This is a genomic window from Paucibacter sp. PLA-PC-4, from assembly GCF_026241155.1.
Lineage (GTDB): Bacteria > Pseudomonadota > Gammaproteobacteria > Burkholderiales > Burkholderiaceae_C > Roseateles_E.
The window spans coordinates 1-24,845 of record NZ_JAPFGP010000035.1 but is presented as its reverse complement, the minus strand read 5'-3'; the positions used below and the strand labels follow the sequence as shown (position 1 = coordinate 24,845).

Sequence of the window (24,845 nt, the reverse complement as noted above, 5' to 3'; positions counted from 1 at the left end):
TGCATAGTTCAAATCTATTTTCCGTGAGCGTTTAAAGTCTAAGAGACTTGATACTCGTCACCGAGCATCAAAACTCACCTTCAAACGCCCACGCTTATCGGCTGTGAATTATTAAAGAACTTCAAACTACTCATCAATCACCACCTGGGTAATCAACTCATCGTCTGGCGCTAATCAGTGATCAGCACAGAAGCGAGATTATTGACTAGTTTTCTTCAAACTCGCCAAGCGCTTTCAAACATTTTGTTTTCAGCAATCTTGCTTCCTTCACCGCTCACCCGCCTTGCTTCAGACTTTCGTCTCAAACAAACTTGCTAGCAGCGAAGCCCTCGACTGTAGCACAGGTTTTTTCTGGCTTGCAAGTAGGGCGTCACAATTTTCTGTTGCGGCCTATGAGCGGCCGCATGGCCGTGAGCGCACCGTTGCTCTGCAGCCAGTCATGTGCAGGCACCTGCGGGGCAAGATCGTCAGCGCGCATCTGTTGCATGTCCCTTGGAAATTGATAGGTCCTCAATCACTTGCTGTCGCTGGCATCCAGCCAGCGCCCTGCATGTGGCAGACAGATACCCTCCAGCGGCGCCGACCTCACACTCAGTCATTGGCTTTGCAGCCCAGCCGTTCATGTCCTTGCAGCGCATCCCGTCTACGCCGATGCGCCGCGGTTCCTCATGACCCGGCCGTAAGCCTTTTGCATAGTGCCGCGATCGGCCATGCGTCCCATGAACCGGTGCCCGCTCGATTTCGTTCGCCCGCTCCGTCACGGGTACGTCCCAGTCTCCCGACTGCTTCGCGCTCGCCCCGCCGTTTGGTAACTTCTGCTGCATCGACATCCATTCCCTCGCGACGCAAGTACAGGACTGTCACCCCCAAGCAGGTTCGTCAGGCGCTTCAATCGGGATTGGGGTCGATCAACGCTGATCGCCCGCCCCACACACCAACCGGCATGCGGGTTGCCTGGCCCTTGGCAACGAGCGCTTTGCAGCCTCATGTCTGCTCGCCCTGACCGGCGCCGCGTCGCATGCGCTTCTGGCACTTCAGCTCACTGTTTGCGCGCCACGCTTCCCCTCCACGCTCGGTCACCCTCGCGCTGTTGCGCTTCACTTGCTTCGCTGTGGCCAGCTTATCCGGGACTTGCACCCCGGAGATCGCACCCATTCTGGGCGCATAAGAACAAAGCCCGCAGGCCTTGCGGGCTGCGGGCTCTGGATCACGAATGCCTCATCGAGGCATTCGCGTCGTTCAGTCTTCTTCCTTGAACGCTTCTTCACGCTTGTTCTTGATCGAGGGCAGCATCACCACCACAACCATCAAGGCAGCCGCGATCAGCAGACCGGCCGACAGCGGACGGGTCATGAAGGTGGTCCAGTCGCCGCGCGACAGCAGCAGTGCGCGGCGCAGGTTCTCTTCCATCATCGGGCCGAGGATGAAACCCAGCAGCAGCGGCGCAGGCTCGCAGCTGAGCTTGTAGAACAGATAACCGACTACCGCGAAGATGGCCGTCATGTAGACATCGAAGCTGTTGTTGTTCAGCGTGTAACTGCCAATGCAGCAGAAAGTCACGATAGCCGGGAACAGGAAGCGATAGGGCACGGTCAACAACTTGATCCAAATGCCGATCAGCGGCAGGTTCAGGATCACCAGCATCAGATTGCCAATCCACATCGATGCGATCAGGCCCCAGAACAGTTCGGGGTTGCTGGTCATCACCTGCGGGCCGGGCTGGATGCCCTTGATCGTCATCGCCCCCACCATCAGCGCCATCACCGCATTAGGCGGAATGCCCAGGGTCAGCATCGGGATGAAGGAAGTCTGCGCACCGGCGTTATTGGCAGCTTCGGGACCGGCCACACCCTGGATCGCGCCCTGCCCGAAGGGCACGCTGGGGTTCTTGACGATCTTCTTTTCCAGCGTGTAAGCCGCAAACGATGACAGCAAGGCGCCGCCGCCGGGCAACACACCCAGGATCGAACCCAGCGTCGTGCCGCGCAGGACGGACGGCCAGGCTTCGTGGAAATCCTGTTTGGTCGGCCACAAGCCCTTGACATGCTTGGTGAAGACCTCGCGGTGCTCGGCCGGCTTGCCCAGATTGGCAATGATCTCGCCAAAGCCGAACACGCCCATTGCGATCACGACGAAGTTAATGCCATCGGTCAACTCGGGGATGTCGAAGGAATAACGCGGCGCGCCCGAAATCACGTCGGTGTTGATCTGACCAAGCAGCAGGCCCAGCACGATCATCGAGATGGCTTTCAGCAGCGAGCCCGAGGCCAAGACGACGGCGCCGATCAGGCCCAGCACCATCAGCGAGAAATACTCGGCCGGGCCGAACTTGAAGGCCAGCTCGGTCAGCGGCGGCGCGAAAGCCGCGATCACGATGGTGCCGACGCAGCCGGCGAAGAAGGAACCCAGGCCTGCGGCAGCCAAAGCCGCACCGGCTCGGCCCTTGCGCGCCATCTGGTAGCCGTCGATCGCAGTCACCACCGAGCTGGATTCACCGGGCACGTTGATCAGGATGGCGGTTGTCGAGCCGCCGTACTGGGCACCGTAGTAGATGCCGGCCAACATGATCAGCGCGGGAGTGGCGTCCAGCGCGTAGATCGAGGGCAAAAGCATCGCGATGGTGGCCACCGGGCCGAGGCCGGGCAACACGCCAATCAAGGTCCCCAACAGGGCCCCGCCGAAAGCGTAGGCCAGATTCGTCAGCGTCAGTGCGGTACTGAAGCCAAGCGCAAGATTGTTCAGCAAGTCCATGCGCTACTCCTCAGCCGCCGAAAATAGTGGGCCATACCGGCAGAACCAGGTTCAGACCCCACACAAAGATGAACCAGCTACCCGCGGTCAGCACCACAGCGCTGAGCACGGCGCCGCGCCAGCGGAACTCATCGCCGGCCATGGCCGAGAACACGATGAGCACCGGCAGCGTGATGGCCAGACCCAAGCGTGGCAGCATCACGCCAAACAGCACCACGGCCGCGACGATGATCAGCAGCGGTTTCCAGGCCACGCCGCCAATCGGATCGCCCCCCTCGGACTCGATGGTCAAGGCCTTGAACAGCACAGCGCCGCCCAGGATGGCCAGCAAAATGCCGAGGCCAAACGGAAAGTAACCAGGGCCGGGACGTGCGGAAGATCCAAAACTGTATTCGGTCGCGCCCCAGGCAAAGCCTATGCCGACGACGAGGAACATCAGTCCGGACCAGAAGTCTTTTTGACTCTTGATCTTCATTGCAGACCTACTCTCAAGCTTGTTAGACCGGCTGCATTCTAGGCAGGCCTATCTAGGCTCTGCTGTGTGGTTTCCACGTAAACACCGGTCCGGCGTCGCACTCGCGACAAGCCTCTCGCGGGTATGTACCGGTAGACCTGAGACCGAAGCTATTAGCGCAGGGCTTACGCCTCCCACTGCGGCGTGCTGCGCAACACCTCTTCGAGCGTCGTCAAACCCTCCGCCACCTTCATCGCGCCGCCCAACCGCAACGGGCGCAGGCCCTCTTGCATGGCTTGACGGCGCAGCGCCGAAATATCCGGGCTGGGGTGCAATGTGTTCTTGACCGCCTCGCTGACGGTCAGCAACTCATACAGGCCGGCACGGCCGCGATAGCCGGTATTGCGGCAATCCAGGCAGCCCACCGGCTTGTAGGGCTTGACGCCACCGTTCATGCGCCACGGCTTCAGCATGTCGTTCAATGTGTCGCGCGTCACAGCCGGATCGGGCACCTTGCAGTGGCTGCACAGGGTGCGCACCAGGCGCTGAGCCAGCACGCCGATCACGGTGGCGCTGATCAGATAGGGCGGCACGCCCAAGTCGGTCAGGCGAGTGATCGCCGAGGCCGCATCGTTGGTATGTAGGGTCGAGAACACCAGGTGACCAGTCAGCGCCGCCTGGATGGCCATTTCGGCAGTCTCCAGGTCGCGGATCTCACCGACCATGATGATGTCGGGATCCTGCCGCATCAGCGCGCGCAGGCCCTCGGCAAAGCCAAAGTCCAGCGCCGCCTGCACCTGGGTCTGATTGAAGGCCGGCTCGATCATCTCGATCGGGTCCTCGATCGAGCAGACATTGACCTCGTCGGTCGCCAGGCGCTTGAGCGTCGAGTACAGCGTTGTGGTCTTGCCGCTGCCGGTCGGGCCGGTCACCAAGATGATGCCGTGCGGCTGGGCCACCAGCTTGTTCCAGCGCTCGGCATCGTGGCCGGAGAAGCCCAGCTGATTGAGTTCCTTGACCGCGTTGTCGGGGTCGAAGATGCGCATGACCATCTTCTCGCCAAAGGCGGTCGGCAGGGTCGACAGGCGCATCTCGACCTCGTCGCCGGCCGGGTTGCGGGTCTTGATACGGCCGTCCAGCGGCCGGCGGCGCTCCACCACATCCATGCGCCCCAGCAACTTGATGCGCGCGGTCATCGCGCTCATCACCGAGGGCGGCAGCTGATAGACCGTGTGCAGCACGCCGTCGATGCGAAAGCGAATCACGCCCATATCGCGGCGTGGCTCCAGATGGATATCGCTGGCACGCTGGTCAAAAGCGTACTGCCACAGCCAGTCGACCACCTGGACCACGCCCTGGTCGTTGGCGTCGAGCTGCTTGTTGTTCTTGCCCAGCTCCACCAACTGCTCAAAGCTGGCAATCTGGGTCACCTCGCCGGCCTTGGCCGCATTACGCACAGAGCGGGCCAGGGTGAAGAACTCGGTCGTGAAGCGCGCAATATCCAGCGGGTTGGCGACCACCAGCTTGATGGACTTGCGGGTGTGCGATTCGATCTGCGCCATCCAGCCGGTATCAAAAGGCTCCGAGGTGGCGATGGTGACTTCGGTCAGCCCGACCAACACTGGCAGGCAGCGCTTGGCCTCGGCATAGCCCACCGACATGATGTCGGAGACCCGGCCCACATCCACCTTCAGCGGGTCGATACGCAAATACGGCAGCTTGACCCGCGCGGCCAGCCACTCGGTCAGCTGATCCAGGTCCAGCGTCTTGCCGTCGGCGCTGCGGGTCAGGCCGGCATGACCGAGACGCACCAGCGGATGCAGCGAGCTGTCGCCGGCCGCAAAACGAGCCTCGGTGCGCTGCACCTGCTCGGCGTCGATCAGCCCATCCTCCAGCATCCAGCGCAGCAAGGTGCGCCATTCGAGACGCCCCTCGGTCTTGTCCTTGGGCGGGAAAGTCCTGGGCTTGACGCTCATGTCTGGGGCTCGGCACGCAACTGGTTGATGATGGACAGCGGCAGCGGCCGCACCAAGCGCAGCCATTTACGCGCAGGCAGCTCATACCGCGACTCGATGTTAGCGGCACGGCGCTCCAGCTCGTCGCGGTCCGGCACCTGCACGCCGCGCGCCGCTACCACCACGGTATTGCCCTCCTTGGTGGGCGCCAGGCTCCAGACCTGGTCGCTGCCGAACACGCTGGCAATGCGGGCGGCGCTGCGCGCGAAGCTGGCATCGCGGCCGAACAGATTGACAGTCATCAGCCCCCCGTCAGCCAACACCTGGCGGCAATTGGCATAAAAGAGCTCGTCGTCGAGCACCGGCGACGCAGCGTCATGGTCGTAGAGGTCAACATTCAAAACCGCCGCTGTCTGCCAATGCCCGGCGTCAGCGACCCAGGTCGCTGCGTCCTGGTTGAGCACCGTGAGCCTGGCCTCGTCCTCGGGAAGATGGAACCAGGCGCGGCACGCCGCGATCACGGTCGGGTTGATTTCCACCGCTGTCGTGTGGGGCATGCGCAAGACCTTGTGGCAAAAGCGCGTGATCGCCGCCGCCCCCAGTCCCAGTTGCACCGCCCTGCCCTCGCGCAAGGTCTCGCTGTCGCGCCACAGCATCCAGGCCATCATGCGCTGCACATACTCCAGCTCCAGTTGCTGGGGCTTGCGAATACGCATCGCCCCCTGCACCCAGATCGAGTCCAGGTGCAGAAAGCGCACGCCGTCGTACTCGCTCAGCGTGGCCGGGATCCAATCTGTTTTCTTTGCCTTGCTCTTGCTCATCCATCAAGTAGACCATGGCGCGCGAACACCTCGCGCCAGGCCAGCAGTTTGCGATCAAAGGACCAGGCGGCATTGGCCGGGCTGGTCGACGGCAATCGATAGGCGGGTAGGCCCAAGGCGCCGGTGATCTTGATGCTGCGCGCCGACTCGCCACCGTTGTGCGCCACCGCCTGCAGGGCCGGCATGCGCCTGACCAGGCCGGCCAAATCATTGGGCTGAGCGGCGCGAATCGCGCTGTCCAGGCTGCCCTCGCGTTCGCAGCTCGCATAGACGTCCCAGATTGCCAATCCACGCGCCGTCGCCACCTCCAGGCGCTTGCCGTAAGCGAGAGCGCGCAAATCCAGCCCCCACAGCGTCGACAGGATGGGCCAGAAGTGGTTGCGCGGATGGCCGTAGTACTGCTGAGCCTGCAGCGACGCGACACCGGGGAAACTGCCCAGTACCAGCAGCCGGGCCTGCGGCGACCAGACCGGTGCCAGACCTTGCAGCATCGGCTCGCTCACGGCAGCAGCAGCATCCGCGGCAGTGCCGCGCGCGCATTGGCACGGGTGATGGCGGCGGTCTGCTCGAGCGTCCAGCCGCGCAGCGCCGCCAGGCTCTGGGCAATGCGGGGCAATTCGGCCGGCTCGTTTCGCACGCTAGCGAGCCCGGCCGCGCGTTCCTCGGCCGTCCTGTAAAGCCAGTGCGGCGGGATGTCGGGCGCGTCCGTCTCAAGCACCAGGGCCGACTCTGGCAGCTGAGCCGCCAGGCGACGGATCTGCAGCGAACGATCAAACGTCAGCGTGCCCCCGAAACCCAACTTGAAACCCAGCCCGACAAAGGCTAGGGCCTGTTGAGCACTGCCGTTGAACGCATGAGCGATGCCGCCCGGCACCGCAATGCGGCGCAGTCCGCGCAACAGCTGATCGGCACTCTTGCGCACATGCAGGATCACCGGCAGCGCAAAGCGCCTGGCAAGTTTCAGCTGCTCGGTATAGAAGAAGTCCTGCCGCGCCGCGTCGAGACCCGGAACAAAGAAGTCCAGGCCAATCTCTCCGATCGCCACCAGCCGCGGATCATCGCGATGCTGCTCCAGCAAGCTCGCCAGCAGCGCCAGATCTTGCTCCTGTGCGCGCATCACATACAGCGGATGGATGCCCAGCGCATAGGCATAGCCATGGGCATGGGCCAGTTCGCGCGCCGCCTCGAAATCGAAAGCACCAACTGCCGGGATGACGATCTGATCGACGCCGGCCGCTCGGGCCCGCGCCACCACCGCCTCGCGGTCCGCGTCGAACTCCGGCGCGTCCAGATGGCAGTGGCTGTCGATCCACATCGCCGGCTAGCGGAAGACGACGGTCCGGTTTCCGTTCATCAGCACCCGGTGCTCGGCGTGCCACTGGATCGCGCGCGCCAGGGTCACGCACTCGACATCGCGACCCATCGCCACCAGCTGCTCGGGTGGCAGGCTGTGGTCGATGCGGGCCACCTCCTGCTCGATGATCGGCCCCTCGTCGAGGTCAGAGGTCACATAGTGGGCGGTGGCTCCGATCAGCTTGACACCGCGCTCATAGGCCTGGTGATAGGGCTTGGCGCCCTTGAAGCTGGGCAGGAAGCTGTGGTGGATATTGATCGCCCGGCCGCTGAGGTACTGGCACAGCTCGGGACTGAGGATCTGCATGTAGCGCGCGAGCACGACCAGATCGATCTGGTTGTCCTCGATGACTTCGCGGATCTTGCGTTCCTGGGACGCCTTTTGCTCCTCGCTGGCGTTCAGCAGCGGGAAGTGATGGAAGGGAATATTGTGCGAGGCAGCCAGCTGGTAGAAGTCGCGATGGTTCGAGACGATGGCCGGAATCTCGATGGGCAGGTGGCCGGTCTGGACGCGGAACAGCAGGTCGTTCAAGCAATGCCCCAGCTTGGAGACCAGCAACAGCACCCGGGTCTTGGCCGCGCGCGCCACCAGCTCCCAATCCATCTGCAGACGCTGCGCCAGCGGCTCGAAGGCCGCACGCATCGCCCCCACCTCGCCGGGCGCCTCGAACTCGATGCGCATGAAGAAGCGGCGGTGATCGGCGTCGCCATGCTGGGCCGAGGTCAGGATGTTACCGCCCTGCTCCAGCAGATAGCCGGTCACGGCATGAACGATGCCGGACTGGTCGGGGCAGCTGAGCTTGAGGATAAAGCGCGAGGTCGTGGTCATATAGCAGTCTTTACGGGGCCCGAGATCCTACTGCAGCTCGCCGCCCACCAGACTCAGCCTGGCTTCACACTGTGCGGCCAAGCCCTGATCATGGGTCACCAGCACAAAAGCAGTACCCTGCTCGCGAGCCGTCTGAAGCATCAGCTCGAACACCGCCTGGGCAGTGCCGCGGTCGAGATTGCCTGTCGGCTCGTCGGCCAGCACGCAGGCCGGTTTGGTCACCAGGGCACGCGCGATCGCGACACGCTGACGTTCGCCGCCCGAGAGCTCGCCGGGCCGGTGCTTGACCCGTGCGCCCAGACCCACCTTGGCCAGCATCTCGGCCGCCGTCGAGCGCGCAGCCTCCACCGGCACGCGCCTTATCCGCAGAGGCATGGCCACGTTATCCAGCGCACTGAACTCGGGCAGCAGATGATGGAACTGGTAGACAAAACCCAGATGCCGGTTGCGCCACTGGCCCTTGGCAGGTTCGCCCAACCGCGCCAGGTCTTGCCCCATCAGCGTGACTGTTCCACTGCTCGGCTTGTCCAGCCCACCCAGCAGATGCAACAAGGTCGATTTACCCGAGCCCGAGGCGCCGACAACGGCCAGCGTCTGGCCGCGTTTGACCATGATGTCGACACCCGACAGCACTTTCACATCCAGCCCGCCCTCGCGGAAACGCCGCTCCAGGCCCTGGCCGTGCAGAACAACATCACTCATAGCGCAGCGCCTCGGCAGGTTGCACGCGGCTGGCGCGCCAGCTCGGATACAGGGTGGCCAAGAAGGCCAGGATCAGCGAGGTGATTGCGATCGGGACGATGTCGGCGCTCTGCGGCTCACTGGGCATGCGGCTGATCAGGTAGATGCTGCCGGGCAGAAAGCTGACATTGAGCAGCCGCTCGATGGCCGGCACGATCACATCGATATTGAAGGCAACCAGCAGACCCAGACCGACGCCCGAGATCGTGCCGATCACACCCGAGGCCGCGCCCTGCACCATAAAGATGCCCATGATGGAGCGCGGGCTGGCGCCCAGCGTGCGCAGAATAGCGATGTCGGCCTGCTTGTCGGTCACCGTCATCACCAGGGTCGAGACCAGATTGAAGGCCGCGACCGCGACGATCAGGGTCAGGATGATGCTCATCAAGCGCTTCTCGACCTGGACAGCATCAAACCAATTGGCATTGGCGCGAGTCCAGTCGCGCACGCGCAGCGCAGGCCCCAGGCTTTGCGCGAGCTGATCGCCGACCTGGCGCGCCTGATGCACATCGGCGAGCTTGAGCTGCACGCCGGTCGGGCCGCCCACGCGAAACAGCCGGGCCGCGTCGTCCACATGGATCAGGGCCAGGCCGCTGTCGTACTCGTAATGGCCAGCATTGAAGGTGCCCACCAAGGTGAAGGTTTTGAGCCGCGGCACGACGCCGGCCGGCGTGACCTGGCCGCTGGGTGCGACCAGCGTGATTTTGTCGCCCTCGCGCACACCGAGTGATCGCGCCAGCTCTGCGCCCAGCACGATGCCCCAGTCGCCGGCCTTGAGCCGAGACAGCGGGCCTTCCTTGAGCTGCGCAGCCAGCGGTGTGACCGTCGCTTCCAACTCGGGATCGATACCGCGGACGATGGCGCCGCGCATATCCTCGCCGCGCGCAATCAGCACCTGGGCCGCGACAAAGGGGGCGGCGCCCACCACGGCCGGGTTCTCGCGAGCCTTGGCGGCGGTGGCTTGCCAGTCGGCCAGTGCCTCGCCGGTGTTGGACACCAGCTCCACATGCGCAATCACCGACAGCATGCGGTCGCGCACCTCCTTCTGGAAGCCGTTCATCACCGACAAGACGATGATCAGCGCCGCCACCCCCAACGCAATGCCCAGCATCGAGACGCCGGAGATAAACGAAATAAAGCGATTGCGCCGCCCGCCACGGCCGGCGCGGGTGTAGCGCCAGCCAATCTGCAACTCATAAGGCCAGTTCATGGGCGGGCATGCTAACCGACGGCAGCCACGCCGACTTCGACGTCTTCAACGTGCCGACGGTGGCGTCGCCATCTTCTCATCGCCGAGGCGTGCGTCGGGGCCTTCAATTCGGTACCGCACCGCGCCGCGTCGGGTGCCCGCTCAGCGCAGCAACGCCGCCGCCTGACGCACCAGCATTTGTCGGCACAACGTCCACGCCAGCATCTCGAAGGCGGCTGTGAAGCCCGAGCCCGGACGCGCCCAGGACACAGGCATCTGAGTGGGTTGCCGCTCGCACCGCACGCGATGCGCGGCACATTGCAATACAGCAAGGCCTCGAACTGGAAGAAGTCCTGATGCCGCCACGACCGGCGCGGGCGGTCATGAACCTACTGGGCTTCGCAGCCGCAGGCCGGGCATGCCGGCATGGCGGCCAATCTAGAAGTTCGCGCGACGCTTGACCACCTCCAGGTTCTCGTCCTCGACCACTCAAGATGCCTGCGATCCCAGCGCGCTCGTGAACAGCGCTTCAACTCCCATGCTCAAACCCTCAACTCTGTGCTCTCGTGGCCTCAACGATGGGCGCTATTGCCTGAGTTGGGCTCCACGCGAAATGACGAAGAACCATAAAAATGCGCGTAGGCGAACTCTGCATGGGCGTGAGCATGCTTACACCCGAGCCCATGGGTTGATGACGGCGACGCCCGCCGCTTCGAACGGGCTGGTGTCTCGTGTCGCGACAGCGAACCCGTTGGCGGCTGCGATCGCTGCGATGTAGCCATCGGCCGTGGCTACGGCCAAGCAAGCGCTGCGGGCCTTCGCCATCAACGCCGCATAGGCTTGGGTGGAGGCTAGGTCAAAGGGCAGCACCCGACCCGCAAACAGAGGCAGCACGCGCTTTTCCAAGTTCTCTTGCAGGCCTGCACGCCGCTTGCCGGCCGGCAGCAGGGCCACACCTGCCCGCAATTGCGCCACCGTGATGGCGGAAAGAAACAAGGTTTCCATCGCCTGGGCGTCGATCCACTCGATCACGCGCAGCTCGGGAGCATGTCGGAGCGGCTCCGACATCACATTGGTGTCGAGCAGGATCATTCGAAGCTCACCGGACGCGCGGGCGTCTTGTCACGCACCTGCTCGAACACCGAGAATTCTGCATCGCTCAGCTTGGCTTGGCGACCCATGTCCGCCAGGAGCGAGCCCAGCTTCACACGCCCTTTGGGGCTGACTGCGGACTCCAAGATCTCGCGCACCTCGGCCTCCATGCTTTGGCCGTGCTGGGCAGCACGGACGCGCAGCGCACGGTGCACCTCCTCGGAAAGGTTGCGAACTGTCAGCATAGCCACGGCGATCTCCTCGAATGCACTCAATGCATGCATTTGACCGTTGTGCATTCAAACAAAAACCAAACCGAAGGCTAGGCCTATGTTCTCGGTGCGAGTCGGGAACTGGACGCTGCCTGCTGGCATCCAAATGCCGGCGCCCGCATATCCTTCATTAGGTGTTTTTGTGATGCGTTGATTCGGGTTCAGGGATGTTTTCCGCCGCGAAGGTGACGCAAAAGCGACGCAGAGCCGACCACGAAGCGTTCAACAGCCGTTCACTAGGCGTTCACAACCGCACCGAGAGCGGCTAGAAACCGGCGCGCAAGCGGCGCTTGCCCGTTGCTCGTCGCCGATCACTGCCCGCCCACCTGCCACCCAAATGGCTGTTCGGTCGGCGTCGGGCTTGCGGCGGGCTGGTTGCTCGGGGGTCTAGCGGATCCAGCGCAACACTTGCGGCGGTACAGCGGGCTTGGCACGCAGGCCGCGTACCAGGCCACCCTCAGGTCTTGCGCCCTGGCGGCTCCACGAGCGCATCGCATGGCGCGCCACGGTTGAGCTAGGGCGATCCGTCCACAGGCGGCCCGGTTTCGGGCGTGGCGGGTGCCAGCGGGAAGGATGAAGCCCGCGCTCCCCTGGCACGGGTACGGGCCGCCTGGACTACCTCGGCAGCAGTTCCACCCGATCCGGAAGCTCTCGAACCCGCAAGTCGTGCAATTTGGCCACCGCCTGCGCAAAGCCAGCGCTATCGCCGGTCTTGAACAGGCCGCTGATCCGCAACGGCGCCAGGCTCGGGTCCGCCATGATGGGCGTCGCGCTGTAGCGGTTCATCTCGTCCAGCGCTTGCGGCAGCGACGTGTTGTCGAAGACCGCCTCGCCGCGCTTCCAGGCCAGCACCTGGTCCATGCGCGGCCGGTCTCGCTGGGGCTGTGCGGGTGCCGCCGTGGTGCTGCCACCCGTGCCTTGATCACCTCGCACGCGCAGCCGCTCGCCGGGAGCCATCACGATGGGCGGCACGATCTTGGGCGTTTGGGTACGGCGCTCGGCCTCGCGCACCACCACCTGGCCTTCCACCAGCGTGACATCGAGCGCCTGACTCGCACCCGCACCTGGTGTCAGCCGCACCACAAAGGCCGTCCCGGTGGCGGTGACTTCCGTCCCGGCCGCCTGCACGACAAAGGGCCGGCTCGCCTCCTTGGCGACCTCGAAGAACGCCTCACCTCCCTCCACGCGCACGCGGCGCTGGCTCTGGTCGAGTTCCACCTTCACCCGGGTCGAGGTGTTCAGCGACATCCGGGTGCCATCCCCCAGGATCACCAAGCGCTGCTCGCCGACGCCGGTGTCGTAGCTGTCGATGTCGCGCCAGGGCTGGCCCACCAGCACACCAGCCACGAGGACCGTCGCGGTGAGCGACAGAGCGAGCGGCCAGGGGCGCGGCCAGCCCCATCCCCTGGTTCCGACATTCGAGGGGCTGGCGCGATGCCCTTCCCCACCTTGGCCCTCAGGCCTGCTGGCCGCCGCAGCCCGGGCCACAGCCGCCCGGTCGACACCTGCCGCCTCCATCCACAGATCCGTCCCACGCTCGAAAGCCAGCCGGTGTGCCGCCGAGCGCGCCTGCCAGGCTCGGCACTCGCGTTCCATGTGGCTTGATCGATCCGGCCCGTGCAGCCGGGCGATCCAGACCGCCGCCTCGGCCGCGATCTCTCGCGTCACGACGGGCTCGGCCCCTTGTCTTTCTTCCCCCTGCCCGTCCCGCCCCTGTGCGCCAATCACGTTCGCCAGTCCTGCATCCCGGTGATGAGCTGCATCGTAGCCTTGGCGATGTGCTTCTCCACCGTGCTGATGCTCAGGCCGTGCTGATCAGCGATCTCCCGGTAGGTCAGCCCGTCCAGGCGGTGAGCCAGGAAGATGTCCCGGCTCTTCTCGGTCAGCCGCCCCAAACAAATGTGCAGCCGCGCCAGACGTTCACGACCCAGCACCACGGCCTCGACGGGCGGCGAGTCGTCGACCAGGATCACCTCTTCGAGCACGACCTGCTCGCCGTGGGTGACCCGGCCCCGGTGCTCATCGATGGCCAGGTTCAGCGCCGTCTGCATCAGGAAGGCCTCGGGCTTGTCGACGACTTGCTCACGCTGGTAGCGAGCCAGCCGCACCCAGGCTTCCTGGACGATGTCTTCCGCGTCCTGAGTCGAGCTGCCGCGTCGCCGCAGGGCGTCTCGGATACGGGAGAAGACCGGTGGTAGATGCTTCTTCATGGTGAACTCTCCCAGGGTCAAAGGCCGGGCGGTGCAAAGCCGGCCGCATCAGAACCGACAAGGCGCAACAAGGGGTGCGCCGTTTGACATGTCGCGAGCGGCTTGTCATCGAACTGCTCGCCGAGGACTCAGCTTCAGCTGCTTGCGGGAAGCATCTGCCGGCTTTCGACTCGCACGAGCAATTCTAGGTCAATTATTTAATTAAGTGTGGTTTTGTTGATTACATGCCGCGAGGCTCATGCGCCATGAGACCCCCGGCACGAAAGAGCATTCCAAAAGGACGGCCAGTAGGCTCGAAATCGGCAGACCCCATCATTGCTGCGGCGTTCGGCCAAGCGGTGGTGTCCCTGCGGATTGCCGCGGGGATATCTCAAGAGTCGCTGGCACTATCCGCCGCGATTGGGAGATCGAATATGTCAGCGATCGAGAATGGCCGCACAGTTCCCAACTTCGTTGGCGTCGTCAAGATCGCCACCGCTCTCGGTTGCAGCCTGGCGGTTTTAGTCGAAGAGTTCGACAAGGTCTACAGGTTGGCGCTAGAGGCCGCCGGTGACACAACGCAGTGAAGGTTGCAGACCAATGCCCGCTCACGAACAATGTCTTTTGCGTGGCGGACGAGGCGCTCAGTGATCGACAGAAGAGCTAATGCCTCGCCGCGTCCGGTGCGCAAAAAACACTCCTCAATGTGCGTCATTGGCGGTTTAGCCGTCGAGCGACTGCTCCCGCCAGGGCCGACCGTCGAGCGCCAACGGGCTCTACGCCCGCTTTACCGCTAGCAAGCGGCCGCTCGCCGCTGGCGTCAGCATCTGGCTGCCCGAAGGATCGCTGCCAAGTTGCGCGACAGTCCTGAAAGCAGACTTTCAAACATGCGCCGGCGATTTTGGGCCTGCGGACACTGCCTTGCGAAGGACGCCTCGGAAGACCTGAACGGGCAAGGGTCATCGGTCCGGCGGGACGATCGGCGACAGCCGACGCAACATTTCACCAATGTCCTTCGGGTACGCCTCTGGCGGTGAAGATGCAGGCTCCAGTACGCCAGGATTGCGGCTGCACAGGGCTTCCTCCATGCTGATGAGGTCCCGGTAACTGGTCACCGTACCACCGCAAATGACAACCAGCACTTCTTGCGCCTTTGCGAGTTCGTCCGGACGCCGACGACCCAACGCCGCAACAACTGCGCCGCAGGACGGATCAATGACTTTGTTGTAGTGGTCGGCGAAGCCCCTGGCCGCACGTACGGCTTCGAGTTCTGTGACGACCTCGCTCACGACATTGTGGCGCAACGTCCATGCGAATGCGGCCTCCGAGACCGAGCGCGCACTCAGGGCAGACACCACGCTGGTCAGCCTGGGCATCCCAACTGAATGCCCAGCCGCCATTGCGAGCGCAAGCGTATGCGCCCCCAGCGTCTCGCAGGCAATGAGTGGGACCTGACTCCAGCCTACGAAGTGCATCCCTTGCAGGACCCCCGACATCAAGCCACCGCCGCCAACCGCAACAACAACCGCGTCCGGGTCATGCATCTGCATCTGCATCTTCGCCTCACGTATCAAAGACGCGTAGCCATCCAAGATGAACGGGTTGTGGTCGGGATGGATGACACCATCGGCTGTTGACCGGAGTCCGCCCATGACCGCATCGGCATCCTCCAGTGTCCGCCCGCGCACAACGACTTCAGCACCCAGGTTGCGCAGCATGACCTTGACCAGCATGCTCGCGGACTCCGGCACCACCACGAGGCAAGACACGCCGAGCGCCCGCGCACAGTAGGCGACGGCAATGCCTGCGTTTCCGCCGGACGCGATCAAGAGTCGCCTTGCGCCATTTGCCGCCTCCGCAGCGCATGCGCGTTGTACTCCGCGAATCTTGAATGAGCCTGTTGGCTGCATGTACTCGTGCTTGAGCCAGACTCGCTGCGTCGGCGAGCTCAGATAGCGGCAGGGGATGGTCGGCGTGACCACCTGTGGTTTTGAGCTTGTCATCGTGTAGTGCTTCGGTGCCAGCAGGGCATTTCGTTCGGCTTGCCCTCACGATTGAGCTTCGGTGTGCTCCTCGGATGGGCGTTGGAGTTAGTAGCTAGTTGGCCAGGTCCGTCTCTAGCAGCCCACCTCCCAGAGACTTGTAGAGCGCAATGGCATTGCCGATCTCGGCGCGCCTCATGTCCAACAGGGCTTGGCGGGATGCATGCAAATGGCGCTGCGCTTCCAAGTGGTCCAGCCGACTCTCGACGCCGGCGAGGTATCGCTTCTCGGACAGAGCCGCGCGCCGCTCTGCGGCTTGCTCGGCACGCTTTTGGGCGTCGATCTGGTCCCCAAAACTCTTGCTCCCGGCAAGCCCATCGGCGACTTCCCTGAATGCGATCTCCACGGCCTTTTCGTACTCAAGCAGCGCTGTGCTCTGGCGCAACTCGGCCAAGCGAAGTTCGGCCCTGAGCTGCCCGCCATTGAATAGCGGTTGGGTGATCTGGGGGGCAAATGCCCACACCCCCGATCCCGTCTTGAAGAGTGACTGGAGACCTGCGCTTGCAAGGCCTGTGGATGCCGTGAGGCTGATACGCGGAAACAGCGCTGCTCGGGCTGCAGTCACGTCCGCCTGAGCCGCGGCGAGTGCGAGCTCCTTCTCTCGCAAATCCGGCCGGCGCAATAGCAGATCAGAGGGAAGCCCCGCAGGCAGCCGAGTCACCAGGGAAGCCGCCGCAAGCGCCAAGCCTTCTGACCCCTCAGCCGAGCGGTCCGGGAGAAAATCTGGCGAAGCAGTGCTACCCAGCAACTGCTTCAGTGCGTGGCGGCGCAGCAAGACCTCGCGGCGCCTGGCTTCCAAGTCCGCCTCCGACGATGCCAGCTGCGCCTCGGCCTGGGCGATCTCGATGCCCCCAGTCTGGCGGGCAGACCGCAATCGCCGAAGCAGCGTGAGCGAGGTGCGTGCGTCATCCGCCGTTCGCCCGGCCAGGGCCGCTTGCGCTTCAGCCAAGCACCCCGCGTAGTACGCATCAGCCACCGCAGCGACCAAGGCGATCTTGACTGCATGGCGCCCCTCGTCAGAGGCGAGGTAGCGAGCCAGGGCCGCGTCAGTGGCAGCGTGCAGACGTCCGAAGAGGTCCAGCTCATAGGAGGCTGTGATGCTCGCGCCAATCTGTTTCTGCACCGCAGTCGAAGCAGGTGCATTGGCTCGGCTTCGAGACGCATTGAGATTCGCCTCAACGCGCGGGAACAGCGCGGCGCCCTGCAGGTCGTACTGCGCCCGAACTTGATCGACGTTCAGCGCCGCCAGCTTGAGGTCGCGATTGTTCTCCAAGGCCATCTCGATCAGTCGCTGCAGCCGGGTGTCCCCGAACATTGTGCGCCAGCCGATGTCCGCCGCTGTCGCATGCGACTCAGACGGCGACGCGCCTGGGTATGCCGCTGAGATCGACAGTGTGGCCGGCTGCATGGGTGGCGGCATCGCGCAGCCCGACAAGGCCACCAACAGACATAGGCTAGCGCTGTCGACACGTCTTCTCATGACTCCTCCTTGGTGGATGCAATCGGCCGCGTCGTTGGAGATGGAAGCCCCCGTTGGCGCCATTGCTGGACCCGTTTCTGCAGCCCCATGACCACCACGAAGAACACCGGCACAAAGAAGACGGCCAGGACGGTGGCACTGACCATGCCGCCAAAGACCCCCGTGCCGATAGCACGCTGCGTCTCGGCGCTGGCGCCGCTGGCCAGCATTAGAGGGACAACACCCAGGACGAACGCTAGCGACGTCATGAGGATCGGGCGTAGGCGCAGGCGGGCAGCCGCCAAGGCGGCCTCTCGCAGGGCCATTCCCTCCTCGCGCAACTGTTTCGCAAACTCGACGATGAGAATGGCGTTCTTGGCCGAAAGTCCGATCACCGTGATCATGCCGACCTTGAAGTACACGTCATTCGGGAGGTCGCGCAGCAGCACCGCAGCGACCGCACCCACCAGGCCCAGCGGCACGACCAGCATCACTGACAGCGGGATGGACCAGCTTTCATAGAGAGCCGCCAGGACCAGGAACACCACCAGCATGGACAAGGCCAGCAACAGTGGCGCCTGGGAGGCCGACTCTCGCTCCTGCAGGGACGACCCGGTCCAGGCGAGGCTGAATCCCGGCGGTAGCTGAGCCACGAGCCGCTCCATCTCCTTCATCGCCTCACCGCTGGACGCGGGAGACAAGGCACTGCCCGAGATGCGGGCAGCCAGGTAGCCTTGGTATCGAACCAGCTGCAGCGGCGCTTCGCTCCAGGCAGGATGGACCAGCTCCGAAAGCCGGACCATGTCACCCGCCTCGTTACGCACGGTGAGCTTGAGCACGTCATCGAGCTGCATGCGGGACGACGCCTCCGCCTGCAGGATGACCTGCTGCATGCGGCCCTCGTTCGGGAAGTCGGCCACATAGAGTGACCCCATGGCACTGGACAGGGTGTCACTCACATCGCTGAACGCGACGCCCAGCGCCTGGGTCTTCTGACGGTCAATGTCCAGGCGCACGCTGGCCCCAGGTGGCAGGCCGTCGGGGTAGACGCCGGTGACGATCTTGCTTTGTACGGCCAGCTTCAATAGCTGCGTCTGCGCCGCCTGGAGCGCAGCGCTGCCGCGGTTGGCTTGGTCGACCAGGCGCATCGAAAAGCCATTGGAATTGCCGAGCTCCTCTATAGCCGGCGGCATGAGGCTCATCACCGTGCCCTCTGAATCGGACAGTGCCCGCTGGGCGAGATGTGCCTCTTCCTGCGTCGTCGCGCCACCTCGCTGATCCCAGTCCTTTAGAAGGGTGTACGCCGTGGCGGAATTCGCTCCCGAGCCGGAGAAGCCGAAGCCAAGGATCGACATGTTGGAGTCAATCGCGGGGCGGCTTGCGAGATGACGCTCATAGGCGCGCACCGAGGCCATGGTGCGCTCCGCCGTGGCATCCGCCGGCAACTGGAACACCGTCATGAAGAAGCCCTGGTCCTCCTCTGGGAGAAACGCGGAGGGCAACACCCGCAGCCCGACCACCAGTGCAGTCGCGATCCCGGCGAAGACGAGCATCACGCGCCCGCTGCGCGCGACAAGCTTGGCGACGCCCGTCTCATAGCGCGTTGTCATGGCTCCAAACCGCCGGTTGAACCAGCCAAAGAAGCCTCGCTTGTGCTGGTGGCCCGCGGGCACCGGCTTGAGCAGCGTCGCGCACAGCGCGGGCGTGAGGCTCAGTGCCAGGAAGGCCGAGAACAGGATCGACACGCACATCGACAGCGTGAACTGGCGGTAGATCACACCCACCGAGCCGCCCATGAACGCCATGGGTATGAACACCGCCACCAACACCAGCGTGATGCCGATGACGGCGCCGGTAATCTCCTTCATGGCCTTAAGCGTGGCCTCGCGAGGCGCGAGGCCCTCCTCAGTCATGAGCCGCTCGACGTTTTCGACGACGACGATGGCGTCGTCAACGATGATGCCGATAGCCAGGACCATGCCGAACATCGTCAGCACATTGACCGAGAAGCCAGCGACAAGCATGACGGCCAGAGTGCCAAGTAAGGCGATGGGTGCCACGATGGCAGGGATCAGCGTGTAGCGCCAGTTCTGCAGGAACAAGTACATCACCAGGAAGACCAACACCATGGCCTCGAGCAGGGTCGCAAGCACTTTCTCGATGGAAATCTTGACGAAAGGTGCGGCGTCGAACGGGATCGAGAAGCTGAGCCCCTTCGGCAGGGCGGGCTTGAGCTGGTCCAAGCGGTCGCGAACGGCTTGTGCCGTCTTGACGGCATTGCCATCAGGCGCCAACTGGATGGCCAGTGCCGATGCCTGCCTGCCGTTCTCGATGGTGCTGAAGCCGTAGGACTGCGCCCCGAGCTCGATGCGGGCCACATCCTTCAGATGCAGCTTCGAGCCATCGCGATTGGCGCGCAGCACGATGTTGGCGAATTCCTCAGCGCTTCCGAGTTGACCCTGGACCGTCAATGGGACGGTCACACGCTGCCCTGCTGAGATCGGGGCGTCGCCCAAGCGGCCAGGAGCGATCAGGACGTTCTGTCGCGAGATGGCGGTACTGACGTCGCCCAGGGTGACGCCATATCCCGACAGCTTCGCGGGATCGACCCAGATGCGCATGGCCTGTTCGGCGCCAAAGAGCTGGACGCGACCAACACCCGGAACGCGGCGCAGTTCCTCGACCGTATTGCGGGCCAGGTAGTCACTCAGCAGGGTCTCCGAGAACTGCCCATCCTCGGAGCGCAGGCCCACGATCATGAGAAAGCTCGAGGACGAAGATTCGACCGCAAGGCCGTTCTGGCGAACTGTCTGAGGTAGCCGGGGTTCGACCGACTTGAGCCTGTTCTGTACCTCGACCTGCGCCATGGCCGGGTCGGTGCCGGCCTTGAAGGTGGCGGTGATCGAGGCCTGTCCGGAGGAGTCGGCATTCGACTCGAAGTACAGCAGGCCACGCACGCCTGAGAGCTCTCGTTCAATCAGGCTCACCACAGCGTCGCTCAGGGCTTGTGGCGTCGCTCCCGGGTAGCTAGCGCTGATGCTGACGGACACCGGTGCGACAGATGGATAGCGTGCGATCGGCAGTTGCGGCAAAGCGACCGCGCCGAACAGCACAATGAAGACCGCGATGACCCACGCGAAGACGGGGCGATGAATGAAGAAGCGGGGCATGGTTCCTCCCTCAGCGCGGCAAGGCCGGCGCCACGTGGGCCCCTTCGGCCAGCCGGTCGAGGTTGCTCAACACGACCGTGTCACCGGCACGCAAGCCGGAGCTGATGCGGTAGCGGCCGTTGACCAGCTCGCCGACCGAGACAGCCTTGGACTGGACTTGCCCGTTCGCACCGGCCAGCACCCACACCTTGGCGCCCGCAGGCCCGCGCATCACGGCTTGTTGCGGCACCATCAATGCGGTGTCGTAGCGTGCTGCGGGGATGCGCGCGCGAACGAACATGCCGGGAAGCAGCTCCCGGCGCGGGTTGTCCGCGAGCAGGCGCACAAGGGCGTCTCCGGTGCCTGGGTCGACGGACATACCGGAGAACAGAACGCGCGCCTTGACGTCTACAGGTTCCCCGTTGTACTGAAGGATGGTGAGTGGAAGCACTGCTCGCTGGCTTTGAGCGGCCGGGGTTCGACCTGCCGACTCCAACTGGCGACGCAGGCCGACGAGCGCGGCGGCGGGCTGGCGCACATCGATATAGACCTGGTCCACCTGCTGGATACGTGCCAGTGGTGTTGCATCCGTGGTGGTGACGAGCGCGCCCTCCGACTGCAGCGCCTGTTCGATACGGCCCGCGATGGGCGCGTCGACCCGGGCGAAAGCCACATCCAACTGGCGACGCTCGAGCGTCGCCCGTGCCTCGGCCACCTCGGCAGCACTGATGGCCTTGGCCGTGACGGCGTCGTCGTAGGCCTGGCGACTGACCGCTTCGGCTTCGGCGAGCGGCCCCAGGCGCTGGAGTTGGGCCTCGGCACGAGCGAGGGCGGCTTCGGCCTTTTGCAGCGCTGCCGCCGCGACGGCTGCGTCCGCCTGGAAGGGGGCGGCGTTCAGCTTGAAGAGCGGCTGTCCCTGGCGTACTTCCGTCCCTTCAGTGAATAGGCGACGCTGGACGATGCCACTGACCTGGGGGCGTATCTCGGCCACCCGAAACGCCGCCACCCGGCCCGGAAACTCTTCGAGCACCGAGAGGGCTTCGGCTCGCAGCGTGGTGACTGTCACAGGAATGGCTGCAGGAATGGCTGCAGGGATAGGCGAGGGCTCCACGCGGGCGTCCATGCAGCCCGCCAACGCCGCCACGGCGGACAGCAGAAGTACGCGCCAGCGAGTCATGACACCGCCGTGGGGCCGGTTGGGCTGCGGTATCTGGGCCGGCAACATCGGCCATGGGGACGAAGGCCAGGCCGGCGTCTGAGCCACGGAAGCTTGGTCGTGCGGTGTCGTCATATCGCTTTCAGGCAAGGGAGAGGTGAGCGCTATCGCCCAGTGGCCCGGAGTATGTTCAGCTTGGATGGAGGGCCTCTCCAGAAACTGTGGAGATTCGGTGGAGGCGCCGTCACAAGGGCAGAATCCGCCCATGACTGATCCCAGCGCACTCGTGCTCATCGTGGAGGATGAGCCGGAGATTGCAGACATCCTCCAGGCCTACCTGGAACGCGAACGCCTGCGTACGGTGAGGGCGGGCGATGGACGGCGTGCGCTGGATCTGCACCTTTCCCTCAAGCCCGACTTGGTGTTGCTGGACGTGCAGATGCCGCTGCTTGACGGCTGGCAGGTCCTGGCCGCGTTGCGACAAAGAGGCGACACGCCCGTCATCATGCTGACGGCGCTGGACCAAGATATCGACAAGCTGACGGGCCTGCGCATCGGAGCCGACGACTACATCGTCAAGCCCTTCAATCCTGCGGAGGTGGTTGCGCGTGTACACGCGGTGCTCCGCCGCTCCGGACGCGCCAGCCGCAACCCCGCGCCTGTGCTGCGTGTGCCGCCATTCCAGATCGACATGGAGAACCATGCCGCCACAGTCGAAATCGCCGGTCAGGCGCAACGACTCTCGCTGACCTTGACGGAGTTTCGGCTGCTCGTCGAGATGGCCCAATACCCCATGCGTGCCTTCAGCCGAGCGGAACTGCTCGAGGCCTGCTTGCCTGAGGGAGATGCGTTGGAGCGCACGGTCGACAGCCACGTTAGCAAGTTGCGCAAGAAGCTAGAAGACCTGGGCGTTGTCGGTGTTCCGGCCAGCGTGCGCGGCATCGGCTACCGCTTTCGGGACCTCGCATGAAGGCCAGCAGCCTGAGTCGTCAGATCGTGCTGTCCATGACGATGGTGGCGTTCTGCGTCACGCTGCTCGTGATGGGTGGGTCGTTCGCGTTCTATTACGCGCTCGCGCATTTCCAGCCTGCGTCGCTCAACCAGGACGAATGGACGCTGACCACGCCGGAGGTTATCTGGATGCTCTCGGCAGCGCTCGTGACTACGACTGCGGCGGCCTGGGTCGCCCTGCGCCTGGCGCGGCGCATCCTTTTGCCGCTGAACTCCGTGGCCGATTGCATCCAGAGAGTCGCAGCCGGTGACCTGAGTGCTCGGGCGTCGGAAAGCAATCACGCCATGGGAGAAGCCACGCGCCTGGTTCATGACGTCAACTCCATGGCCGGGCAACTAGAGCGCAGCACGCGGGAGAAGGCACTGTGGAACGCTGCCATCGCGCATGAACTCCGAACGCCTGTAACGGTGTTGCGCGGGCGTCTGCAGGGTTTGGCCGATGGTGTTTTCGAGCCTTCGCCTGAGTTATTCGGCAAGTTGCTGTCGCAGGTGGAAGGATTGAGCCGCTTGATCGAAGACCTGCGCACCCTGGGTCTTTCCGAGAATGGCCAGCTGCATCTTCAGATCGTTCCTACCGACCTTGCCGAAGAGGTCCGCAAGGTGGTGGACCTCTTCGAACCCGCCATGCGAGCTGCAGGGCACAAGCCTGAACTGGATTTGCATCCCGGGCGCGGACATTGCGACCCCGTGCGCTTTCGACAGGTGCTACTCGCCCTGCTGGAGAACGTGCGCAAGCACGCGGTGCCCGGCATTGTTCGAATCCATGCGGCAGTGGCGAACGGCAGGTGCGTTCTACGCGTCGAAGACGAGGGGCCGGGCGTACCCGGCGATGCGGCCCTGCGCATGTTCGAAGCGTTCTGGCGCGCCGATGCGTCTCGCTCCCGGGATGGCGGCGGCAGTGGCCTGGGATTGGCCGTCGTGAGCGCCATCACGCGCGCCCACAATGGGCATTCGGTTTGCGTTCCGTCGCCGCTAGGTGGTACCGCCATCGAACTGACGTGGCCGGATGTGTCTAACCGCCCCGGATGATCAGGGGCGCTGTCGACCGATCGTCACCTCGGGGCCGTCCGTGGTTCAAACCTTGCCAGCGGGACATCAGATAGGAGGCATCATCTGCTTCTCGAAGCGAAACATTCCCTCTTCGAACCGTTCGCTGTCGATGTCCGGGTCATGGGGGTCGGGGTGCCGCTCGTTGAAGAACTCCACTATCTTGAACCCGCACTTGTTCACGTAGAAGTGAATGTTGCGCTTCTCGAAGTAGGGTGTGTGGGTTTCCCAGGTGAGGGTCTCAGGAAAGGTGTGTTCAATGAGCGTCCAGGCCTGCTGGCCAATGCCGCGGCTGTGTACACCCGGGTTCACAAAGAAGAACGAGAGAGAGTTGCGATGGGTCGTCGTGTCGATCACCAGCACAGCGCCGCCCACCTTTTGGCCTCCCGCAAGGATATGAAACGCAACGGCCTTGGACGCATCCAGTGACTCGAACACATCAGCATCCGAAGGAATCGGTCCTTCGTCCGGTTCGAGCGGCAACCGATCACGTATCGCTGCCATGAAGGCCTCTTGCAGGTCCTTTCGGAATTGCAGCCGGTCAACTGGCAGCAATTGCGCCAGCGACACGTCTTGTCCGCCATTGTCTAGTGTCAAAGATTCGTCCATTCGTTTCTTGCCAGAGTATCTCGCTAGCCTCTCGAGACGACGTAGCGCCGGTCCGAATGAGACTGCCGGGGCTATGCAAATGCATAGTTCGGCGCTGCGTGAGCGCTGGATTGACTCAGCCGGCCACGGTCGTGAAATCAGAGGCCATTTGGTCGGCGGCACCACCGCCCGCAGTGAGTGCAGAAGCGGCTTTGACTGCCAAGGGATGATTGCTCGAGTTCGGGGCAAGTGCACCTTCACGATCGCCCCCCCCCGGATGAACTTTACCGTCACCCATGGCGGCCAAGTCATCAATCAAGTTTTGATTAGCTCGGAACTGGCTAACGCCGCTCAGAACCAGATCAAACGAGAGATCGGCAAGCTGCAAGAGCCTGAAGACTAAGTTCAACGACAACGCGTCATGGTCTGGCATCAATCCAAATTTGATGCAGCGTCTTTCACCGGCGCCACGGCGGCAATAGAAAGCTCCGCGAAGATGGCCGTGAAGGTGATCTTCGAGCACAACGCGGCGAAGTGGGCAACGCTGCACGGGTGTCACCGGTACTCAAGCGCGGAAATCTGCTGCCCATTCTGTTGCCTGACTTCAGGAAACGAAGGCACAATCGGGATAGGGGGGAGTCATTATCGACTCCACCCCTCCCACACCACCGGGCATGCGGGTCCGCACCGGGCGGTTCGAGAGCTTGAGGTCATGAGAGGCGAGGTAATCCGAGGCGGTCGAACCAA

At 63.8% G+C, this 24,845-nt stretch carries 22 protein-coding genes; 4 read left to right on the top strand and 18 right to left on the bottom strand.

Translation table 11 applies throughout. The annotated features are described in order from the left end of the window. Window positions 1-1,239: 1,239 nt before the first annotated feature. From OOZ63_RS28270 to OOZ63_RS28210, 13 genes are all read right to left on the bottom strand, one after another. On the bottom strand, window positions 1,240-2,751 hold the full coding sequence (locus OOZ63_RS28270; RefSeq protein WP_266009144.1) for a tripartite tricarboxylate transporter permease: 1,512 nt from the start codon (window positions 2,749-2,751) through the stop codon (window positions 1,240-1,242). 10 nt (window positions 2,752-2,761) lie between these two features. Then, on the bottom strand, window positions 2,762-3,226 hold the full coding sequence (locus OOZ63_RS28265; protein ID WP_266009142.1) for a tripartite tricarboxylate transporter TctB family protein: 465 nt from the start codon (window positions 3,224-3,226) through the stop codon (window positions 2,762-2,764). 164 nt (window positions 3,227-3,390) lie between these two features. After that, window positions 3,391-5,181: a GspE/PulE family protein gene (locus OOZ63_RS28260; RefSeq protein WP_266009140.1), complete on the bottom strand. Its 1,791-nt coding sequence runs from the start codon at window positions 5,179-5,181 to the stop codon at window positions 3,391-3,393. Further along, window positions 5,178-5,981, bottom strand: coding sequence for a spermidine synthase (locus OOZ63_RS28255; RefSeq protein WP_266009138.1), 804 nt, complete (start codon window positions 5,979-5,981; stop codon window positions 5,178-5,180). Before OOZ63_RS28255 ends, OOZ63_RS28260 begins: the two co-directional genes overlap by 4 nt. Next, on the bottom strand, window positions 5,978-6,472 hold the full coding sequence (locus OOZ63_RS28250; RefSeq protein ID WP_266009146.1) for a DNA-deoxyinosine glycosylase: 495 nt from the start codon (window positions 6,470-6,472) through the stop codon (window positions 5,978-5,980). Before OOZ63_RS28250 ends, OOZ63_RS28255 begins: the two co-directional genes overlap by 4 nt. A gap of 8 nt (window positions 6,473-6,480) precedes the next feature. Beyond that, entirely contained in the window at window positions 6,481-7,296 is an 816-nt protein-coding gene (locus OOZ63_RS28245) for a TatD family hydrolase (protein ID WP_266009136.1), read from the bottom strand. 6 nt (window positions 7,297-7,302) lie between these two features. Beyond that, entirely contained in the window at window positions 7,303-8,163 is an 861-nt protein-coding gene (gene purU / locus OOZ63_RS28240) for a formyltetrahydrofolate deformylase (RefSeq protein WP_266009134.1), read from the bottom strand. A gap of 27 nt (window positions 8,164-8,190) precedes the next feature. Next, window positions 8,191-8,865 carry an ABC transporter ATP-binding protein gene (locus OOZ63_RS28235; protein WP_266009132.1) on the bottom strand — a complete coding sequence of 225 codons (675 nt, stop codon included), beginning with the start codon at window positions 8,863-8,865 and terminating at the stop codon, window positions 8,191-8,193. Beyond that, window positions 8,858-10,114: a lipoprotein-releasing ABC transporter permease subunit gene (locus OOZ63_RS28230; protein WP_266009130.1), complete on the bottom strand. Its 1,257-nt coding sequence runs from the start codon at window positions 10,112-10,114 to the stop codon at window positions 8,858-8,860. The genes OOZ63_RS28235 and OOZ63_RS28230 overlap by 8 nt, the downstream gene beginning before the upstream one ends. Before the next feature lie 648 nt (window positions 10,115-10,762). Further along, window positions 10,763-11,185, bottom strand: coding sequence for a type II toxin-antitoxin system VapC family toxin (locus OOZ63_RS28225; RefSeq protein WP_266009129.1), 423 nt, complete (start codon window positions 11,183-11,185; stop codon window positions 10,763-10,765). After that, window positions 11,182-11,436: a FitA-like ribbon-helix-helix domain-containing protein gene (locus OOZ63_RS28220; protein ID WP_266009127.1), complete on the bottom strand. Its 255-nt coding sequence runs from the start codon at window positions 11,434-11,436 to the stop codon at window positions 11,182-11,184. The genes OOZ63_RS28225 and OOZ63_RS28220 overlap by 4 nt, the downstream gene beginning before the upstream one ends. Window positions 11,437-12,072: 636 nt before the next feature. Then, window positions 12,073-13,125 (bottom strand): FecR family protein, encoded by a 1,053-nt coding sequence (locus OOZ63_RS28215; RefSeq protein WP_266009125.1) that lies wholly within the window; start codon window positions 13,123-13,125, stop codon window positions 12,073-12,075. 56 nt (window positions 13,126-13,181) lie between these two features. After that, window positions 13,182-13,667, bottom strand: a complete 486-nt coding sequence (locus OOZ63_RS28210; RefSeq protein WP_266009123.1) for an RNA polymerase sigma factor — start codon at window positions 13,665-13,667, stop codon at window positions 13,182-13,184. Window positions 13,668-13,891: 224 nt separating this feature from the next. Between OOZ63_RS28210 and OOZ63_RS28205 the strand changes: the two genes are divergently transcribed. Further along, a complete protein-coding gene (locus OOZ63_RS28205; RefSeq protein ID WP_323055801.1) occupies window positions 13,892-14,233 on the top strand; it encodes a helix-turn-helix transcriptional regulator in 342 nt (113 codons plus the stop codon). A gap of 372 nt (window positions 14,234-14,605) precedes the next feature. On the opposite strand, the gene OOZ63_RS28200 is transcribed toward OOZ63_RS28205, so the two are convergent. The 4 genes from OOZ63_RS28200 to OOZ63_RS28185 form a co-directional block, all read right to left on the bottom strand. Then, entirely contained in the window at window positions 14,606-15,649 is a 1,044-nt protein-coding gene (locus OOZ63_RS28200) for a pyridoxal-phosphate dependent enzyme (protein ID WP_266009119.1), read from the bottom strand. Between the two features lie 94 nt (window positions 15,650-15,743). Beyond that, the gene (locus OOZ63_RS28195; RefSeq protein ID WP_266009117.1) at window positions 15,744-17,168 is read right to left on the bottom strand and encodes an efflux transporter outer membrane subunit; all 1,425 of its coding nucleotides are present in this window, start codon (window positions 17,166-17,168) and stop codon (window positions 15,744-15,746) included. Next, window positions 17,165-20,317 carry a multidrug efflux RND transporter permease subunit gene (locus OOZ63_RS28190; protein ID WP_266009115.1) on the bottom strand — a complete coding sequence of 1,051 codons (3,153 nt, stop codon included), beginning with the start codon at window positions 20,315-20,317 and terminating at the stop codon, window positions 17,165-17,167. Before OOZ63_RS28190 ends, OOZ63_RS28195 begins: the two co-directional genes overlap by 4 nt. Window positions 20,318-20,327: 10 nt before the next feature. Next, a complete protein-coding gene (locus tag OOZ63_RS28185) occupies window positions 20,328-21,473 on the bottom strand; it encodes an efflux RND transporter periplasmic adaptor subunit (protein ID WP_416234798.1) in 1,146 nt (381 codons plus the stop codon). A 244-nt stretch (window positions 21,474-21,717) separates the two neighbouring features. Here OOZ63_RS28185 and OOZ63_RS28180 point away from each other — a divergent pair, with 244 nt between their 5' ends. Beyond that, window positions 21,718-22,422 carry a response regulator gene (locus tag OOZ63_RS28180; protein ID WP_266009111.1) on the top strand — a complete coding sequence of 235 codons (705 nt, stop codon included), beginning with the start codon at window positions 21,718-21,720 and terminating at the stop codon, window positions 22,420-22,422. After that, entirely contained in the window at window positions 22,419-23,492 is a 1,074-nt protein-coding gene (locus OOZ63_RS28175) for an ATP-binding protein (RefSeq protein ID WP_266009109.1), read from the top strand. Before OOZ63_RS28180 ends, OOZ63_RS28175 begins: the two co-directional genes overlap by 4 nt. Window positions 23,493-23,558: 66 nt before the next feature. Here the strand turns inward: OOZ63_RS28175 and OOZ63_RS28170 are convergent, their stop codons facing one another. Beyond that, on the bottom strand, window positions 23,559-24,119 hold the full coding sequence (locus OOZ63_RS28170) for a GNAT family N-acetyltransferase (RefSeq protein ID WP_266009107.1): 561 nt from the start codon (window positions 24,117-24,119) through the stop codon (window positions 23,559-23,561). A 73-nt stretch (window positions 24,120-24,192) separates the two neighbouring features. Between OOZ63_RS28170 and OOZ63_RS28165 the strand changes: the two genes are divergently transcribed. Next, on the top strand, window positions 24,193-24,501 hold the full coding sequence (locus OOZ63_RS28165; protein WP_266009105.1) for a hypothetical protein: 309 nt from the start codon (window positions 24,193-24,195) through the stop codon (window positions 24,499-24,501). Window positions 24,502-24,845: the final 344 nt, after the last annotated feature.